Annotated in this window: 24 protein-coding genes and 1 pseudogene; 20 read left to right on the forward strand and 5 right to left on the reverse strand. The window is 33.1% G+C overall.

The window, feature by feature from the left end:
- Positions 1 to 32: 32 nt before the first annotated feature.
- A complete protein-coding gene (lepB, locus tag ACTXGU_RS11720) occupies positions 33 to 578 on the reverse strand; it encodes a signal peptidase I (protein ID WP_443481692.1) in 546 nt (181 codons plus the stop codon).
- A 289-nt stretch (positions 579 to 867) separates the two neighbouring features.
- On the opposite strand from lepB, the gene ACTXGU_RS11725 reads away from it, so the two are divergent.
- The 3 genes and pseudogenes from ACTXGU_RS11725 to ACTXGU_RS11735 all read left to right on the forward strand — a co-directional run bounded on the left by ACTXGU_RS11725 (position 868) and on the right by ACTXGU_RS11735 (position 2411).
- A complete protein-coding gene (locus ACTXGU_RS11725) occupies positions 868 to 1296 on the forward strand; it encodes a cell wall hydrolase (RefSeq protein ID WP_443481693.1) in 429 nt (142 codons plus the stop codon).
- A gap of 225 nt (positions 1297 to 1521) precedes the next feature.
- Positions 1522 to 1638, forward strand: a pseudogene (locus ACTXGU_RS11730) (YbaK/EbsC family protein); the annotation flags it as partial.
- Positions 1635 to 2411 carry a nucleotidyltransferase domain-containing protein gene (locus ACTXGU_RS11735; RefSeq protein ID WP_443481694.1) on the forward strand — a complete coding sequence of 259 codons (777 nt, stop codon included), beginning with the start codon at positions 1635 to 1637 and terminating at the stop codon, positions 2409 to 2411. The pseudogene ACTXGU_RS11730 and the gene ACTXGU_RS11735, both read left to right, overlap by 4 nt.
- A 330-nt stretch (positions 2412 to 2741) precedes the next feature.
- On the opposite strand, the gene ACTXGU_RS11740 is transcribed toward ACTXGU_RS11735, so the two are convergent.
- Entirely contained in the window at positions 2742 to 3023 is a 282-nt protein-coding gene (locus ACTXGU_RS11740; protein ID WP_443481727.1) for an AbrB/MazE/SpoVT family DNA-binding domain-containing protein, read from the reverse strand.
- A gap of 530 nt (positions 3024 to 3553) precedes the next feature.
- Positions 3554 to 4174 (reverse strand): transcriptional repressor LexA, encoded by a 621-nt coding sequence (lexA, locus tag ACTXGU_RS11745; RefSeq protein WP_443481695.1) that lies wholly within the window; start codon positions 4172 to 4174, stop codon positions 3554 to 3556.
- Positions 4175 to 4331: 157 nt separating this feature from the next.
- On the opposite strand from lexA, the gene yneA reads away from it, so the two are divergent.
- Positions 4332 to 4646 carry a cell division suppressor protein YneA gene (gene yneA, locus ACTXGU_RS11750; protein ID WP_443481696.1) on the forward strand — a complete coding sequence of 105 codons (315 nt, stop codon included), beginning with the start codon at positions 4332 to 4334 and terminating at the stop codon, positions 4644 to 4646.
- 72 nt (positions 4647 to 4718) lie between these two features.
- Complete coding sequence (locus ACTXGU_RS11755; protein ID WP_443481697.1) at positions 4719 to 5375, forward strand: YneB family resolvase-like protein; 657 nt, start codon at positions 4719 to 4721, stop codon at positions 5373 to 5375.
- A gap of 77 nt (positions 5376 to 5452) precedes the next feature.
- Here ACTXGU_RS11755 and ACTXGU_RS11760 read toward each other — a convergent pair whose 3' ends face one another.
- The gene (locus ACTXGU_RS11760; RefSeq protein WP_443481698.1) at positions 5453 to 5920 is read right to left on the reverse strand and encodes a ferritin-like domain-containing protein; all 468 of its coding nucleotides are present in this window, start codon (positions 5918 to 5920) and stop codon (positions 5453 to 5455) included.
- Between the two features lie 295 nt (positions 5921 to 6215).
- On the opposite strand from ACTXGU_RS11760, the gene ACTXGU_RS11765 reads away from it, so the two are divergent.
- The 9 genes from ACTXGU_RS11765 (at position 6216) to tnpA (ending at position 13883) form a co-directional block, all read left to right on the forward strand.
- The gene (locus tag ACTXGU_RS11765; RefSeq protein ID WP_443481699.1) at positions 6216 to 6449 is read left to right on the forward strand and encodes a DUF896 domain-containing protein; all 234 of its coding nucleotides are present in this window, start codon (positions 6216 to 6218) and stop codon (positions 6447 to 6449) included.
- A gap of 201 nt (positions 6450 to 6650) precedes the next feature.
- Positions 6651 to 8657, forward strand: a complete 2007-nt coding sequence (gene tkt / locus ACTXGU_RS11770; protein ID WP_443481700.1) for a transketolase — start codon at positions 6651 to 6653, stop codon at positions 8655 to 8657.
- Between the two features lie 488 nt (positions 8658 to 9145).
- Complete coding sequence (gene sirA / locus ACTXGU_RS11775) at positions 9146 to 9586, forward strand: sporulation inhibitor of replication protein SirA (RefSeq protein ID WP_443481701.1); 441 nt, start codon at positions 9146 to 9148, stop codon at positions 9584 to 9586.
- An 84-nt stretch (positions 9587 to 9670) separates the two neighbouring features.
- Positions 9671 to 9889, forward strand: coding sequence for a YneF family protein (locus ACTXGU_RS11780; protein WP_443481702.1), 219 nt, complete (start codon positions 9671 to 9673; stop codon positions 9887 to 9889).
- A 198-nt stretch (positions 9890 to 10087) separates the two neighbouring features.
- Positions 10088 to 10387 (forward strand): phage integrase SAM-like domain-containing protein, encoded by a 300-nt coding sequence (locus ACTXGU_RS11785; protein ID WP_443481703.1) that lies wholly within the window; start codon positions 10088 to 10090, stop codon positions 10385 to 10387.
- Positions 10388 to 10547: 160 nt separating this feature from the next.
- On the forward strand, positions 10548 to 10673 hold the full coding sequence (locus ACTXGU_RS11790) for a hypothetical protein (RefSeq protein ID WP_443481704.1): 126 nt from the start codon (positions 10548 to 10550) through the stop codon (positions 10671 to 10673).
- A gap of 31 nt (positions 10674 to 10704) precedes the next feature.
- Positions 10705 to 10998, forward strand: a complete 294-nt coding sequence (locus ACTXGU_RS11795; protein ID WP_443481705.1) for a hypothetical protein — start codon at positions 10705 to 10707, stop codon at positions 10996 to 10998.
- Positions 10999 to 11759: 761 nt separating this feature from the next.
- Positions 11760 to 13307, forward strand: a complete 1548-nt coding sequence (locus ACTXGU_RS11800; protein WP_443481706.1) for a glycoside hydrolase family 32 protein — start codon at positions 11760 to 11762, stop codon at positions 13305 to 13307.
- 144 nt (positions 13308 to 13451) lie between these two features.
- A complete protein-coding gene (gene tnpA, locus ACTXGU_RS11805; RefSeq protein WP_443481707.1) occupies positions 13452 to 13883 on the forward strand; it encodes an IS200/IS605 family transposase in 432 nt (143 codons plus the stop codon).
- Between the two features lie 744 nt (positions 13884 to 14627).
- Here tnpA and ACTXGU_RS11810 read toward each other — a convergent pair.
- A complete protein-coding gene (locus ACTXGU_RS11810) occupies positions 14628 to 14801 on the reverse strand; it encodes a Spo0E family sporulation regulatory protein-aspartic acid phosphatase (protein ID WP_443481708.1) in 174 nt (57 codons plus the stop codon).
- 364 nt (positions 14802 to 15165) lie between these two features.
- Between ACTXGU_RS11810 and ACTXGU_RS11815 the strand changes: the two genes are divergently transcribed.
- The 6 genes from ACTXGU_RS11815 to ACTXGU_RS11840 all read left to right on the forward strand — a co-directional run bounded on the left by ACTXGU_RS11815 (position 15166) and on the right by ACTXGU_RS11840 (position 18250).
- On the forward strand, positions 15166 to 15873 hold the full coding sequence (locus ACTXGU_RS11815) for a cytochrome c biogenesis CcdA family protein (protein WP_443481709.1): 708 nt from the start codon (positions 15166 to 15168) through the stop codon (positions 15871 to 15873).
- Between the two features lie 169 nt (positions 15874 to 16042).
- Entirely contained in the window at positions 16043 to 16402 is a 360-nt protein-coding gene (locus ACTXGU_RS11820; protein ID WP_443481710.1) for a response regulator, read from the forward strand.
- 155 nt (positions 16403 to 16557) lie between these two features.
- Complete coding sequence (locus ACTXGU_RS11825; RefSeq protein WP_443481711.1) at positions 16558 to 17022, forward strand: CcdC family protein; 465 nt, start codon at positions 16558 to 16560, stop codon at positions 17020 to 17022.
- A 346-nt stretch (positions 17023 to 17368) separates the two neighbouring features.
- A complete protein-coding gene (locus tag ACTXGU_RS11830) occupies positions 17369 to 17587 on the forward strand; it encodes a DUF1659 domain-containing protein (RefSeq protein WP_443481712.1) in 219 nt (72 codons plus the stop codon).
- Between the two features lie 240 nt (positions 17588 to 17827).
- A complete protein-coding gene (locus ACTXGU_RS11835) occupies positions 17828 to 18043 on the forward strand; it encodes a DUF2922 domain-containing protein (RefSeq protein ID WP_443481713.1) in 216 nt (71 codons plus the stop codon).
- A 78-nt stretch (positions 18044 to 18121) separates the two neighbouring features.
- Positions 18122 to 18250, forward strand: coding sequence for a YvrJ family protein (locus tag ACTXGU_RS11840; protein WP_443481728.1), 129 nt, complete (start codon positions 18122 to 18124; stop codon positions 18248 to 18250).
- Positions 18251 to 18337 lie beyond the last annotated feature (87 nt).

The raw sequence follows: 18337 nt of genomic DNA on the forward strand, positions 1-18337 counted from the left end.
CTTTTTTTAAATAGTATGTTAGAGAGTAATGTTTATTTAATAATCTCTATTTCTTTTAAAGGATAAAATCGAAAGACAGCTTCCCCAATTACCGAGTCTGCACGAATAAAGCCAAATTCTCTACTATCATGACTATGTAAGCGGTTATCCCCCATTACAAATAAATATCCTTTTGGAACTTTGTCTTTTCCAGTTTTCTCTTCTAAAGTAAAGTCACCTGTTATTTTATTAAAGGGGGCGCTTTCTTTATTCTCTTTCAAATAAGGTTCTTTATAGGCTTTTCCATTAATATATAAGACTTCGTCTTTGACTGAAATACGATCACCAGGCAATCCTATCACTCTTTTAATATAATTTTCATCCGCATCGGGTGCATGAAAAACAATCATATCAAAATGGTTTATTTTACTTGTTTTACTCACAATAATTTTATTGCCAGCTTCAAATGTAGGGGACATTGATGCACCTAAAACCACACTCGGGCTAAAGAAAAACGTACGGCATATCACAACAATAATCATTGCAAAAAATAATGATTTTAACCATGAATAAATCTCTTTTTTAATAGAATCGTTCATTTCTGTTTCTCCAATCGTTTTATTATCTAAAATATTATAGTAACTTTCTTGGAAATTCAAATAATAGCTATCTTTTCCATTAAAGAAATCACCACATTTCATAAATGGATGAAAGGTAAAAAGAATAAGATAATAAGGAAGTGTTCAATAGTGGACAATGAAGCTTTTATGGTTTAATTTCGGAAAAGCACTACTTTTCTTTTAAAAAATGTATCTTCAAATACAGTATAAATTATTAGTCATGGGATAAGTCTTCTTTTAATATGATGAAACTATAGGAGGTGAAGGGATGGCAGTTGTAAAAGCATCAAGCGCGGATATTGATTTATTAGCAAGACTTCTTCGAGCGGAAGCTGAAGGAGAAGGAGTACAAGGAATGCTAATGGTTGGCAATGTAGGAATTAATCGACTGAGGGCAAATTGTTCTGATTTTAAAGGACTTCGAACTGTACCACAAATGGTTTATCAGCCCCATGCATTTGAAGCAACACTTAAGGGATACTTTTATCAGCGAGCAAGAGAAACTGAAAAAAGATTAGCAAGACGTGTGGTTAATGGGGAACGATTATGGCCATCAAAATATAGTTTATGGTATTTTCGGCCACCTGGAGATTGTCCTCCCACATGGTACAATCAGCCACATGTAGGCAGATTTAAACTGCATTGTTTTTATGAACCGACAGCAGAAACATGTCAAAATGTTTATAATACATTTTAAACAATAGAAACCCTCAAAAAAGACGGATTAATGATCTGTCTTTTTTGCATGTGGATTCGGGCTGCTGGTTTAAAAGCAACAATTCACACCGCCTTAATTATGTTAGAGTCTTCCATTACTATCGTTCGATTTGAGAAAAAAAGAAGCTGATGGTATATTTTAAACTATTAAATAGTAAAAATAGGTAGAGGAGTTAATAAAATGTCATTAGCAAATGTAAAAATTCATTTAACCGTGTTTCCTGCATACAATTCAGCAATTGAATTATCAAATGAAGAGCTGTATATAATGGGAAATGCAAAAGGCTGGGTAGATGTTTGTAAAGGTTGGGAACATGAATGAAAGAAATACAGGAGCAATTAAATAAAATAGAAGAAGATTATCAAGTGAAAATTTTATATGCATGTGAATCAGGAAGCAGATCATGGGGTTTTCCTTCTGCAGATAGTGATTTTGACGTGCGATTTATTTATATGCATAAAAAAGAATGGTACTTATCATTAGATAAAAATAGAGATGTAATTGAATTGCCTATCAAAGAGAAATTAGATATATATGGATGGGAGTTAACAAAGACATTACGGTTGTTTCGTCAATCAAATCCGTCCTTATTTGAATGGATGCAATCCAATATTGTATACACAAAATCAGACTTTTTTATTGAAAAAATAAAAAGTATAAAACAAACTGCGTTTAATCCTCGTGCTTGTTTTTATCATTATTTACATATGGCAAAAAATAATTTTCGCGATAATTTACAGAAGGAAGAAATAAATATAAAAAAATATTTTTATGTGTTGCGACCTATTTTGGCTTGCTGTTGGATTGAAAGGTTTCAAACAATGCCTTCAAATGATTTCAAATTTTTATTAAATGAACTTATTCCAAACGGTGTGTTAAAAAATAAAATAGGACAACTTTTACAAGAAAAATTAAGTGGGGGTGAAAGGCAGATAGAACCACACATACCAATAATTCATCAATACGTAGAAAGAGAATTAGAACGTTTGGAGAATGTATCACCAACTATTAATCGAGGACCAATAAATGAAAGGGAAATCACCATATTTCTTGATGATTTTTTTAGAGAAATATTAAATAAATATTCTGTTTAGAATAGCGACAATATAGGGGGAACAGAATAGTTGTCTTTCTTAAAAAAAGGCCAAAGTTTTTTAAAGTAAGGCTGTTTTCGTATAAAATGTTGCTTTTAAACTCGCAGCCTGAATACACTTCGCTTTCCGTGGGCGAGCGTCGAGCCTCTCCTGTGGGGTCTCGTCTTTCTCGCATTCCCACAGGAGTCTACGTGTATTCATTCTGCTGAGTACCTCTTCTCCCATTTTTTTAAGTAAAAAACAACAAACTTTGAGAAAACAGCCTAAAGTAAAGAACTTCGGCTTTTTTATTAGACCTGTTTAAAAAATTATCTTCTTTCAAGAAAGACCTTATTTCTTACTCATGATGGTAACTAACTCATCGTATAAAAGTTGTAATCCTTGCTCACTCAATTCTATTTTTCCATTTGCCAAGGTTAAAGGATCATTAATATGCTCACCAGTAACCATACAATGTGAATCTCTTTTATACTTTTGAAGCACAATTTTATCCTCGTCTGTAAAAATTTCCAATGGATCGTCATAATTAATATTAAGTGTTTTTCTTAATTCCTTTGGGACAACTATTCTGCCAAGCTTATCTGTTTTTCTTACAATTCCAGTACTTTTCATCATTATCTTCCTTTCTCTTAAAAATGTTGTTCAAAAAGTTAGGGAAACAAGCTTACGAATTTCTGCGTCATTTTTTGCTTTTATTACCTTACGTATCTGAGGATTTTTAACTAAAACGATTATATCTTTGAAGCTTCCTTTCCTTGAACTTCTCGGCTTTTTTGTACTTATGCTTGAACATACACTTAAAGTGATAATAGTAGGAAAAGATAAATGGAAGCAATCAAGAAGAGAGAATAGATTTTTATAAATATATTCTCATTCAATAGTTGAGGTTCCTTCTATTTTATCTTAATAATAACAAATAATTCTAAAAATTGGAATTAACACATAGTAGAAAACCCTATCTTTTTTATGAAGAAAGGAAAAGAAGAGTTAACTTGAGTTTCCATATGCTAGTTTATCTTTTTTTGCTGGTATAGTGTTTACTGGATGATGCTGCAGTATATTAAAGTTTATTTATAGGAAAAAGGATATCAAAAAAAAACACTATCTTTACTTTAAAGATAGTGTTTTGATAGTTGATAGATTTATTGAATATGGCGATAAACCCCGATAACTTTTCCTAGGATAATAACATTTTGTAAAATGATTGGTTCCATTGTGCTGTTTTCCGGCTGTAGTCGAATGGAGTTTTTTTCTTTAAAAAAACGTTTTACCGTTGCTTCGTCATCTTCCGTCATTGCTACAACAATATCCCCATTGTTAGCGGCGCTCTGTTGTCTTACAATGACATAATCTCCATCTAAAATTCCTGCGTCAATCATACTCTCCCCCATTATTTCAAGCATAAATACTTGTTCATCACTTGGAGCGAGTCTTTCTGGTAAAGGGAAATATTCTTCCACATTTTCAATAGCGGTTATTGGCAATCCTGCAGTAACTTTTCCGACAACAGGGACATTAATAATATTATACTTTGGCACAGTACTTTCTTCTATATCTAGTATCTCAATTGCACGTGGTTTAGTAGGATCTCTCCGAATTAATCCTTTGTCTTCTAACCTAGCCAAATGACCATGGACTGTTGAACTAGATGCAAGTCCAACTGCTTCTGCGATTTCTCTTACAGAAGGAGGATATCCTTTTAAACGAACTTCATTCTTAATGTAATCTAATATATCTAGTTGCCTTTTAGATAATTTTTGCATGATACGCACCTCTAGTTTATTTTCTTAAGGTAATTATAGCATGTATTACCATTCGACACAAACATAAGTTCTTATTTTTTAGTTGACACGAAACGTTTGTTCGCATATAATAAAATCCATAGATGCGAACATATATTCTGAAAAAGGGTGACGTAAAATGATGAAAAAATTGTGGACAAAATATTCATACTCTATTATTCTAGTGATTTGTAGTTTTGTTACATGTTTCGTTGTCGTATTAAGTACTGGTCATTATGATAAAGATCAATATATAAGTATTACGGTAGAAAAAGGAGATTCTGTTTGGCAGCTGTCTAAACAATATGAAGGAAAGTATCAAATGTCAAAAAATGAATTTATTAAATGGGTAGAAAAACAAAATAATCTTTCTGCCAATCATCTTGCAGCTGGAGAAAAGATTAAGATTCCTGTTCGAATGGAAGATGAAAATATTAAATTAGCATCAGAGTAAGGCGAGTAATGAAGAGCGAGTGTTTCTCGACAGACGGGGTAAGATAAATTTTAATTAACAATGGTGGTATAGATGAATGCAATTATTTATTGTAGAGTAAGTACTGATAAAAAAGAACAAGTAACTTCTCTTAAAAGGCAGGAGGAAGAGTTGTTGCAGCTCGCGCATGAAAACAACTTTACGATTGCACATATCATTAAAGAACAAGCAAGTGGATATGATTTAGAACGTGATGGTATATTAGAATTATTATCATATATAAAAGATAAAAATATTTCCGCTTGTTTGATTCAAGATGAAACAAGGCTGGGAAGAGGAAATGCTAAGATAGCCATTTTACATTGTATATTAAGAGAAAACGTAAAGCTTTACAGCATTTCGCATTCAGGTGAGTTAGTATTATCAGATGCTGATTCGATGGTTCTTCAGATAGTCAGTTTAGTGGAAGAATATCAAAGGAAAATTCACAATATTAAAATAAAAAGAGGGATGAAAAAGGCAGTAGAAAATGGCTTTAAACCAGAACAAAATCTTAAGAACTTAGGTGTAAATGCAGGAAGAAGCCGAATAGAATGCCCAGTTGAAGAAATCGTAAAATTAAAAGAGAATGGTTTAACTTTTGCTGAAATTGCCTCTACTTTGCGTGGATTTGGATATTCCATTTCAAAAGCAACTGTCCATAGAAGGTATCAAGAATATTGTGAACAGTCAGGTAATTACAAAGAATAGTCGATTTGCATAATAGATTAATATTATAACAAGAAAGCCGGCAAACGTATGATTTTGTCGGCTTTCTTTTGGATCAATTATTCAAATGTCAATTTTGTAGGAGGAATCAACGTTTTTTCCATACCTAAGGCAATCTCAAGGTCAATTGCGTGTTCTTGTTCAGTAACGACAATATCCCTGATTTTTTGGGCAGAATCATACATTCCAAGTGCTTCAAGCTGGTGAATTCGTTGTAAATATCTGCGGATCGCGTCGTATTCTCCTTGTAAATCTTGACGAAGCATTTCTTCATTATCCATAGAAGTGCCGATCGGTGCTACTTGTGTAGTTGGAATTCCTCCTAGATATTGAATAAGTTCGCTCAGAACGATGGCATGACCAAATTCATCTTTAGAATGTTCTTCTAATTCTTCAGCAACCGCAAAATAAGCAGCACCTTTTAGCATACTTGCATGTTGTGCATATTGAATGCCTGCAGCATATTCCCATGCTAAATCAAGATTAAGACCATGAACTATTTGTTCAATTGCTTGTTGATTATTCAATGTATTGTCCATCCTTTCTACTACAATTCAATTCAATTTATTCAATATGGGCAAAATTGACACAATAAAATCAAAAAATCTTAATAAAATGATAAATAAATATACATATGTTATAATGTTATTTTGATAAAGCCAACTCATTTTAGCTTTTATAGTTAAAATGAAGTCTTACTAGAAAAAACTTTTAGATTAATGGGAAAAACTTATCACACATACTAAGTCACGGAGAGATCCACAGCAATTCTTCCGGATTTTTTGGTCAAATATTAAAAATAATGTAGTAAAGGAGAATATAATGATATCAAATGATAAATTAGCACGCATAAACGAGCTGGCAAAAAAGAAAAAAGAAATTGGTTTAACCGAACAAGAAGCAAAAGAACAGACTAAACTACGTGCTGAATATTTAAAAACGTTTCGCTCGAGCATGTTAAATACATTACAGAATGTAACAATTTATGATCCTAATGGTGAAGATGTAACACCACAAAAATTAAAAGAACAACGAAATAAAAAGAATTTACATTAAATAATACGATAAATATTTATCGACGCAGTATGTGCTACTGCATACAGACAAGATTTTTTGTATGCTAAAAGGATACTTTTACATGCCCTCTTTTTCATCTAATTTTTATGAATTTTATTTTTATTCATTCAATTAGTTGTTTTATGACTCGTTGGCATTTAATATATTATTGTAATGATTTTTTATGAGAGGATGTTTTACATGACAGTAAGTATTGATAATTTATCGATTAATTCGATTCGAACTTTATCAATTGATAGTATCGAAAAAGCGAATTCTGGTCATCCAGGTATGCCAATGGGAGCGGCACCGATGGCTTATTCATTATGGACTTCTATTATGAACCATAATCCAAAAAATCCAAAATGGTTTAATCGTGACCGCTTTGTTTTATCTGCAGGGCATGGATCTGCTTTATTATATAGCTTGTTGCATTTATCAGGTTACGATTTATCTATTGATGATTTAAAACAATTCCGTCAATGGGGCAGTAAAACGCCTGGTCACCCTGAGTTTGGACATACTGCTGGAGTCGATGCAACGACAGGTCCACTTGGGCAAGGAATTGCGATGGCAGTAGGTATGGCATTAGCAGAACGTCACTTAGCTGCAGTTTATAACAAAGACTCATATAATGTTGTAGATCATTTTACATACAGTATTTGTGGAGACGGAGACTTAATGGAAGGGGTTTCCGCAGAAGCTGCTTCATTAGCTGGACATTTAAAGCTTGGTCGACTTGTAGTGATGTATGATTCAAATGATATTTCTTTAGATGGAGATTTAGATAAATCATTTTCTGAAAGTGTAGAGCAACGCTTTAAATCTTACGGATGGCAATATATTCGTGTTGAAGATGGAAATGATGTTTCTGCTTTAACAACTGCACTAGAGGAAGCGAAACAAGATGAAAACAGACCAACGTTAATTGAAGTAAAAACAGTTATTGGCTATGGTTCTCCTAACAAATCCGGTAAGTCAGCATCTCACGGATCACCACTAGGTGCAGACGAAATAAAATTAACAAAAGAAACATATAAATGGACATTTGAAGAAGATTTTTATGTTCCAGAGGAAGTATATGCAAATTTCAAACAAAAAATTGCAGATGCTGGTGCAAAAAAAGAGCAAGAATGGGAAGCGTTATTTGCCAAATATGAAGCAGAGTATCCTGAACTTGCAAAACAATTTAAAGTGGCTATTTCTGATAGTCTTCCAGAAGGATGGGATCAAGATATTCCAGTATATGAAGAAGGAAGCAGCTTAGCTAGTCGTGCTTCTTCTGGTGAAGCATTAAATGGAATTGCGAAAAATCTACCTTCTCTAATTGGCGGATCTGCTGACTTAGCAGGAAGCAATAATACGATGATTAAAGGGGATAAAGATTTAACTCCTGAAAACTTTGACGGTCGTAATATTTGGTTTGGTGTTCGTGAATTCGCAATGGGAGCAGCATTAAATGGTGTTGCATTGCATGGTGGATTAAAAATCTTTGGCGGTACATTCTTCGTATTCTCTGATTACTTAAAACCTGCTATTCGTCTTGCTGCGATTATGGGATTGCCTGTAACATACGTATTTACACATGATAGTATTGCGGTAGGAGAAGATGGACCTACACATGAGCCTGTTGAACAATTGGCAGCATTACGTGCACTTCCAAACTTGTCTGTTATTCGTCCAGCTGATGGAAATGAAACAGCGGCTGCATGGAAACTAGCAGTTGAGTCAACAAATAAACCAACGGCTCTTGTATTAACAAGACAAAACTTACCAACAATAAAAGGTACTAATGAAAATGCATATGAAGGTGTGTCAAAAGGGGCATATGTTATTTCACCATCTGCTCAAGAAACACCAGATGCGCTTTTAGTAGCAGCTGGATCTGAAGTTGGTTTAGCTGTTCAAGCACAAAAAGTATTGGAAGCTGAAGGAATTCATACGTCTGTTGTAAGTATGCCATCATGGGATCGTTTTGAACAACAATCAGATGAGTACAAAAACAGTGTGCTTCCGAAAACTGTTAAAAAACGTTTGGCGCTTGAAATGGGAAGTTCGCTTGGATGGCATAAATATGCTGGAGATGAAGGCGATGTATTAGGAATTGATACATTTGGAGCATCTGCACCAGGAAACAAAATTATGGAAGAGTATGGCTTTTCCGTTGATAATGTCGTAGCACGTTTAAAAGCTGTATTAACAAAATAAGATTATTAACGGATGTCCGATTATAATCTAAAAATAAAAAAAGAGCGGATAATAATCTTGCTCTTTTTTTTAATTGGAAAATAAATGCAATCTGCTCCGAGAATAGTTGATGATCAGTCTTCTTTTTAAAGAAAAAGGCTGTTTTCTAAAAGTTTGTTGTTTTTGAATAAAATAAAAAACATGGCTAAAGCACTGAGCAGGCTGAATACACGAAGACTCCTGCGGGTAAAGCGAGAAAGACGAGACGCCACAGGAGCATAGCGACGAGGAGGCTCGGCACTCGTCCGCGGAAAGCGAAGTGTATTCAGGCTGCAGGTTAAATAACAACAACCTATAAGAAAAGAGCGAAGAAAAAATGATAAAAACGCGAAAGAATGAACCTTTTCGACAAAACTAGTCTGTTTTTTTTACACCTTGAGACACAACCTGTATTTGTAACTTTTTATAATAATATAAAGACGTAAAATATAGGTAGGTGGAGAGCTTGTATGAGAAAATATGAATTGTATTTAATAGAAGAAAGCATTGCAGTACATTATAATGGAAAAGAAAGAATGTTTTACAATTTATTTTTTGAACATACTAACGCAAAAGACAAAAAATTAAAAAAAATTCTTCAAAAGCAGATCGATTTTATCACTCTTCCGATTCCAGTTTTGAAACTACAACAGTTACTATTTAGTGAATTACAAACAAAAAGATTTTTTCAACAAAAAAACGATGCATTATATATTGAAAATGGAAATTTAAGTAATGCTGCTTTATCCATCAATAGTCGTTGTCTAATTATTGAGGCAGAAGGGTATTATGATGCTGAGTCTGTTTTTTTCGAAATAATTCGTAAAAATGAACCGTCTTTTTTAGCCATTGATATGGAAAATGCTAGATATGGATGGCTAAAGCCGATAAAAGAAAGAAATTTTGTTTGAAAAAGAGAATTTACAGTACAAATATTGTATAATATTATCTGGTCTAGTACACTAAGTGGTAGACAACAAGAAGGAGGAAAAAAAATGACTACTTGGCTTTGGATTGTGATAATTGTCGTGGCGTTGCTTGCTGGTATCGCTATTGGATTTTTTATCGCTCGTAAATATATGATGAGCTATTTAAAGAAAAATCCACCAATTAATGAGCAAATGTTAAAGATGATGATGATGCAAATGGGAATGAAACCATCCCAAAAGAAAATTAATCAAATGATGTCTGCGATGAATAAACAGACAAAATAATCTTGGACAAGCAAGTCCTTGATACATAAGGTTTTTACAGCATATGTTACTGTTTGTTTATAATCTAAAACATCATTTTACTTAACGATAGAGTGTAACTTTCATCAAAGATTTTCTTTGATTTTGGTTAATCTTTCATCAAACTAATTCAAAACCGCCTATTCTGTTGGAAACTAAACCAATGGGAAGGTGGTTTTTGTGTTATTTGAAGATGTGTTGGAAGAATATATGTATCATTGCCGAGCAAAAGGGTTCACAGATAAGACAATCAAGAATAAAAATCAAGAGTATAAACAGTTGAAAGAATTTTTAACTAAAAAAAGAGGAATTGCTGAATTAGAAAATATCACTACACATGATTTAAAAGCATATATGAGAGTAAAGCAAAAAGATGGACTCCAACCTCAAAGTATAGTGTCAATGTTAAAAATGATTAAAGCGTTCTTTTCATGGTGTGAGAAGGAAGAATATCTAAAAGAGAACATAGCAAAAAAGTAGAAATGCCGAAACTACCTAAGAAAATTCTAAAGGGGTTCACCGTAAAAGAGGTTCAATTGATGATTGACAGTTTCTCTTATAAAAACTACTTTGAGGATTCTAGCAGATTTAGAGATAAGAGTAAAAGCTTTAGAAACGCAATAAGAATAGGAGTGTAATAATGAATGTAGATGCACAAGTTGTTATTAATTTATTATCGAAGCAAATTGCGAACATGAGTGTAGAGTTAGCAATTAAAGAAGCACAAATAGCAGAATTAAATAAATCAAAACAGGCTGCTGAATAAGGCATCTTTTTTATTGGAAAGGAGTTATTTAATGGCAAAATATCCTTATAGAAAATTAGGAACACAATTTGACAGAGTTAGAAATGATCTGAATGAAAATATGATTGATATAGAAAGCGATATGAAGGAACAGAAAAGTCGTGTAGATAATATAATTCGTAACAACCCACAACCAAGTGAAGTAGTAGACAGTCGTGTAGATGCTGATGGCTATGAACATGCAATTTTGAAGGATAGATTGGACTCAGACTACAATAATCATAGAGTATCAGTTTATAGACACAAAAGAGGGTCTTCTACTTTTACTAACAGTCGAAAATCCTAAAACCAATGAACGATATATCTATAGCTACCCAGATATTTTGAAGTTTGAAATGAACACTAATATAGGTCCTGGTTTTGAAAAAATGGAACCTTGTTGGTTTAGATAGGACAGAAGACTTTGAATTTGAACCTGAAGAGAGTAGGAAAAAAATAACCTATAGGATTATTTTTAAGGATCCTAAATAATCTTTTGCTGGTGTATAGGACAATATGGGGACATAACTAAATATCAATTTTAAGAGGATTCTCACACAGGTGGGAGTCCTTTTTTAATACAAAAAACTTCATAGAAATAAACAATAAAGGAAAGATGATTTATTTAGCGAATAAAAAACTTGTTTTAATAATAGATACTTTATACTAATTTCCTTTTTTGGGAATATTTATGTTCGTTATTTTTTATTTATAAGATATAGTTGGATATGATGTCAAAGACCTAAGAAACTTGCAAGTAATCTTTAAATCTTGGACATACTGATACTATTTATCTGAAAAGAAGAACGAATCAAACCACCTAGGAGTGAATCATATCAATATTAAAGCGACAGACTTGCTTCAAGTAAATCCTTATATGTTGCGACAATGGGATCTTCAACAATAGGTGAAGATGAATTATGGATGCCACCAATTAATGCTGCTGATCCTTTTCCTAGTGGTGTGTATCGAATGGTTAGGCGGAGAGTAGCGTCGCATGGCTGAAAAACTAAAAATAAGATAAACAAAATGATAATAGTACTAAGTGAATAAGAAAGAGAGTAGAGAATGAAAAAGAGATTTACAGAAGATAAAGTAAAAACAGCGTATAAAAATTCAGGTAAAATATTGTTATGTATATTAACTTTCGGATTATTAATTTCATCAGGATTAACACAAGTATTTGCAGAAGATTCTTACCGCCCGCAGTATCATCTGACCCCTCAAACAGAGTGGATGGGTGATATTCAAAGACCAATCTACATCAACGGAGTTCATCATCTTTATTATCTTTATAATGAAGACTACTCTTGGGATGGAATTGGGACAGAATGGGCGCATGCTACTTCAACTGATCTAGTGCATTGGAAAAGACAACCTGTTGCGATGCATAAATATGATGGCAATCCAGCAGGTGATCCATGGGCAGGATCTGCAGTAATTGACACAAATAATACAGCAGGCTTTGGAGCAGGGGCTATTGTTGCGTTAGTTACAATGCCTGGTCAAACAACTCATCTTTGGTACAGCCTAGATGAAGGTAATTCATTTAGTTATTACGGTCTTGTACAGCATAACCCTACAGGTAATGCAGATTTTCGTGACCCTAAAGTTATTTGGCATGAGCCAACTAAAAAATGGGTAATCCTCATGGCAGAAAATGATAAGATTAGATTTTATACCTCAACAAATTTAAAAGACTGGACATATGCTTCTTCATTTGTAAGACAAGATATAGGAATCATTGAATGTCCTGATTTGTTTGAAATCAATGTAGACGATAATCCTAACCATAGAAAATGGGTATTAATGACAGGTGCGAATGGCTTTAATTATGGGCATACAAGTGGCTCTGCTTACTTTATTGGTGATTTTGATGGTACATCTTTTATTAAAGATGAAGGAACTGATGTTCAATGGTTAGATCATGGCACAGATTGTTACACAGGAGTAACTTGGGAAACCCCATTCGCAAACAAAAACTTTCGGTATTACATTGCGTGGATGACTAACTGGGAATACACAAGAAAGCTTCCTTATGATGGCTATATTGGTAATACAACTATTGTAAGAGAACTTAGATTAAAAAATACCACTGATGGATTGAAATTATTTCAAACTCCCGTTTGGGGTATACGTGATAATTTTGATGATAAGTCTTTCTGGGGTGATCAAGTTATTACAAGTCAACAACCAAAAATATTAGATGGAGTAACTTCTTATTCAATCGAGTCTTCTTTTCACATAGATGACCTGACAAATGGTCTCTTTGGTATTTCTGTACGAGACGGAAATGGTGCGCATACTGATATCACATATGATCCAGAAACTAATGAACTTGTATTTAATCGTTCTCAGAGTGGACTAATTATAGATGATCCGCATTTTATTGAACCAAGAATTGTGAAAAATGTATTCCCTTTAAACGGTAAAATTAAACTTGACATTTTTGTAGATAGAAGTACAGTTGAAATTTTTGTTAATGATGGAGCTTATGTATTAAGCAATTTAATATTTCCGCAGCTAAGTTCGGATGAATTGAGAATATGGACAAATGATACGGTTCATTTAGATTACTTTAAAGTGAAAACAGTTAATGAATCATTAATTGAATAGACATTTTTTGTTTTCATAAGCACTTCTTAATGAGGTGCTTTTTTAGTTTTAATTTACAAATGAGTGGTCTAACTCCACCGTCTTTAGACGGTATAAGCTTTTAGCCTTTCACTTCTGTGTCCATACTAAATGTGAGGTGAAAGTATGGACGGGTATCGAAAAAATAGCCATGCAGTATATGATATAAAGTTTCATGTAATATTGGTGACAAAGTATAGAAATAAGGTATTACAGGGGGCTATAGCAGTAAGAGTAAGGGAATTAATAAGGCAGGGATGTGAAGCGAGAGGAATTACAATCTTGCAAGGAAGTGTTGGAAAAGATCACATCCACTTGTTGTTATCATGTCCACCGAGCATTGCCCCAAGTAAAATCATGCAGTACCTAAAAGGGAGATCATCAAGGCTTCTTCAAGATCAATTCCCAGAGTTAAAAAAGAAATATTGGGGTCAACACTTATGGGCAAGGAGCTATTTTTGTGCCACAATTGGAACAGTGGATGAAGAAACGATAAGAAATTATATTGCCAACCAGTTCAATGAAGAAAAGAACGATATATTTAGGATTGAAGAATGAGTTTAGTCTCATTTAGTTGGCTTTAGCTTAGGATCTTTTAGAAGACTTCAGTCTTAGTTAGCGACTTTAGTCGTCGACATTTATGTCCAAATTCACCTGCTTTAGCAGGTGGTCGTTTAAGAGGATGTTCAATAAGTCATCAAATGATAAGCTACGAATCTCTTCGTTGACTAGCTTTTCCGCTACTCGCGTATCCTAAATAAAGGGATCTTCAACTAAAAACGCTCATGTCCTGTGAGCAACGTTGAAGTCACCACATCCTGTGGAAGTCAGTTGCTCAAAGCTACGCCGCCTCGACCTTCTTGCTTCTAATTTGTTACCTTTTTGAACACAAACTTTAACTTTTATCAAAAGAATCCGAAACCACTTTTTCTATTGGAAACGAAACCAAGGAAGGGTGGTTTTCTTGTGTCAATGTTCAATATATTAACGTTAAATATTTATATAAATTAGCAAGGAAGCTTTCTTTCATAATTAGTTAGGTATTTGAAGAGAATAAAAGAAAGTAAATGCAACAAACGTCTTACCATTTTTAGACTATTGATAGGAAATTTTGATTAACAAAATAAAAAGAATGTGAAAACGGGGGAATTCAAAAAGATGGCTTTACTAACCTTTTTTGAATTTTAAGAAGCAGTCGTTCTATTGTTATGATTTTGAAGGTGATTGATTTTTTTGTGGAAAATTAAACAAGTTTATTTCGTTGGATAAGAAAGATAAGTTTTTCTGAAGTCTGACGAGTGTCTAGCTCCAACGCCCTTCCGCTTTTTTTATTTTTTCATGATATTTGTTTAAAAGTCGATCAAGCTCTTGGCTACAAGTAATAGCATTATAGGATGAAAAACCATGTTTCATCGCAATCTCTACTAGTTCGACCCTCTTTTGTTCAATTAGGTAAAGTAATTGCTGTTTTGACATGGTTGTTATCCTTTCCAGCGTGAGCAGATGTTTATTAATAGTTTTTTGTTATTAAATAAAGTATACTAAGACTTCTACATAAAGAGTATAGTTTAAAAGTTGTGTAAAAAGTGTAGTTAGTTAAATAGTCTAACAATTAATTTGACCTATATTACTTGTGATCATTTCAATACACTTCTATTTAATTTTTTGAATATTTATTACGTATTTTTTGTATTTATACAGCATTACTTTGTAAGTGTGCGATTACGATGTAATTTATTATAACTACATTTGGAATTAAATGCAAAAAATATGTTGTCTACATAATTATATGTAAATATCATATATTGAGTAGTAAGAAAGATGGTGCAAGGGGGATATCATGACGGATATAAATGTGTTTTTAGCAGTGGGAGCAGGTTTTTTAAGTTTTATTTCACCATGCTGCCTGCCTCTTTATCCTGCTTTTTTATCATATATTACTGGAATGTCAATTGGAGAGCTTAAGCACGAAAAGATCTTGCTGCAAAGAAATAGTTTACTGCATACAATATTTTTTTTATTTGGATTCTCTATTATTTTTATCGCCCTTGGATACAGTTCTTCGATTATTGGCCAATTATTTTACGAATATCGAGAGCTAATTAGAAGAATAGGCAGCATAATTATTGTATTATTTGGTTTATTAATTATGGGGATTTTTCACCCATCCTTTTTAATGAAAGAACATCGCTATATATTTAAAAATCGTCCTACTGGATTAATTGGCTCTATCTTTATTGGGATGAGTTTTGCAGCCGGTTGGACTCCATGTACCGGTCCTATCTTAGGAGCAGTATTGTCTCTAGCAGGGATGAATCCTAGTGCTAGTTTATACTATATGGGAGCTTATATTGTCGGTTTTTCCATTCCGTTTTTATTGCTTTCCTTTTTTATCGGAAGTATAAAATCAGTTCAACAACATAGTCTCTTTTTTATGAAACTAGGAGGAGTATTGATGATAGTGGTAGGAGTTATTTTATTCTTTAATGGAATGAAGCGAATTACATCGATTTTGAACCCGCTTTTTCGAGGGTTTACGGGCTTTTAATTTTTGATTAAACTGTAAATAATAGGTTGTATTTCACATAAAAGAATAATAGAATAAATAATAGAACTGAAATAACATTCCAAAATAGTTAATAATGCACTATTTATATAGTAAAATAGTAAAAAGGAATTAGTTTGAACTTCCGTGGTATGTTGAGGGGGAAATAACGATGGCAAGAATATTAATTGTGGATGATGCAAAATTTATGAGAATGACTCTCTCTAATATTTTAACAAAAGCTAATTATGAAGTAGTTGGTGAAGGAGAGAATGGGAAAGAAGCAATCCGTTTGTATCGTGAGTTGGATCCTGATATAGTCACAATGGATATTACAATGCCTGAGATGAGTGGGTTGGAAGCAGTAAAGGAAATACGAAAAGAGTTTTCCGATGCAAAGGTAATCATGTGTTCTGCGATGGGACAGCAAAAAATGGTCGTTGAAGCAATCGAGGCGGGAGCAAAAGATTTTATTGTTAAACCATTCGATGAAAATAGAGTAATTGATGCAATAAACAGGGTGTTAAGGTAATCAACATTTAAGGGTATGATTGAACTAAATCATATTCTTTTTATTTTTTTATATAATAAAAAATGGTATACTTATCATTCATTAGTGATTCGTTGATTAACCTGATCATCAAGTTAAAAAGAAATAGAAAGTGTACAAGAAAAAGGGGATTAAATATGTCATCAGCTATTCTTTCGTCAGTGATTGCTGTTTTTATGGGATTATTTTTTATGTTCATTCGTATGAAAGCAGCCAAAAAACCGGTATCAGCAAAAAAAATAATATTACCCCCTATTTTTATGAGTACCGGGGCTTTGATGTTCTTATTTCCTTATTTTACAGTTTCAGGGAAAGAAGTCATAGAAGCAATGATAATAGGAATGTTATTTTCTCTTCTATTAATCAAAACATCGAATTTTGAAATTAAAGATAAAGATATTTATTTAAAAAAATCACGTGCATTTGTGTTTATTTTATTTGGGTTGCTAGCAATAAGGATTATTGCAAAAATAAGCTTAAGCAGCTCCATTGATGTTGGCCAGTTAAGTGGGATGTTTTGGATTTTAGCTTTTAGTATGATTGTACCGTGGAGAATTAGCATGTATCTACAGTATCGGAAACTATACAAGCAGTTAAATTAACATAAAATATTAAGGGAAGGCTATATGGTATAACTATAATGCCATATAGCTTCAATTCTTTTTTAGATAAATAATCCCATTTTTCAAAAGATTGGTAATGGAATTAAGTAACTTCATTTAATAAAACCTTTAGCAAATCCCTCTTATTTTTTCATTAATATTTTTCTACATAAATAGTAGTAGGTATCTTCCTTCATATAAAAGAAAGAATGCATTGAAACACTGTTATTTCAAAGTCTCATTTCCATATCTAGTAGTGAGTGAAAACTTATGCTAGTTTCTTCATTTTTATCCTGTCTTTTTCTTCACGTCCGCTCTATATAAAGGGTGAGAGGAGGTGAAAGACATGGCACAAGCAATGTTTAATGAATCAATGCTTAAATTAGTTTTTCAGAATGGTGTAAAAGAAAATGGTGAAGCAAATCTTGTTTCCAAATCATTTCGTAATGTGAAAGAAACTGCTACCCCAGATGAAATGATGCAAGTGGTTGATGCGATCGCTTCCATTGTAGCATTACCTCTTTATTCTGCTGTTAAAAATGCAAGCTTCGATGTAATAAAATAAGGCTGTTTTCTCAAAGTTTGTTGTTTTATACGTAAAAAAATGAGAGAAGAAATACTCAGCAGACTGAATACACGTAGACTCCTGTGGGAATGCGAGAAAGACGAGACCCCGCAGGAGTGTATGCGACGAGGAGGCTCGACGCTCGCTCAACGGACGAAGTGTATTCAGGCTGCGAGTTTAAAAGCAACATTCTATACGAAAACAGCCTAAAAAAATAAAATAGTAAAGGAGGATTTTTGGATGGCAAAGACATTAGAATTGACTTTTTTAACAGGAAACGGGAAAACATCGAAAATCTCTTTAGATGGACCAGTTGAACCAATTAATACAGAGCAAGTATTATCTGCCATGCAAACAATTATTGCAGCTAATATCTTTGCAAATGAAAACGGCGAACTTGTCGCAGCAAAAGGTATACGATTACTGGAACGTAATGTAACAGACTATGAAATCTAATATCATATAGAATGATAGAATTATGCTCCATTTTATTTCTATCATCCTCTTTAAAGGAGAGTGGCGACATTGAATGACATGATATCATTTATAAGTCAAGTTGGATTTCCGATCGTGGTAAGTTTTTCCTTATTAAATCGGATTGAAGCAAAGCTTGATATAATGATTCAATCCATTCAAAGCTTATCTCGTTATAACGAAGAATAATCATTTTTTACTAGTTTGCTTTTAAATACACCCTTTAGATGAAAAGAAGTACGTTGATAAAATCTGCCATTCCATGGAATGGCAGAT

The sequence above is a fragment of the Niallia sp. 01092 genome, assembly GCF_052318935.1.
In the GTDB taxonomy this organism is placed as follows: Bacteria; Bacillota; Bacilli; order Bacillales; family Cytobacillaceae; genus Niallia.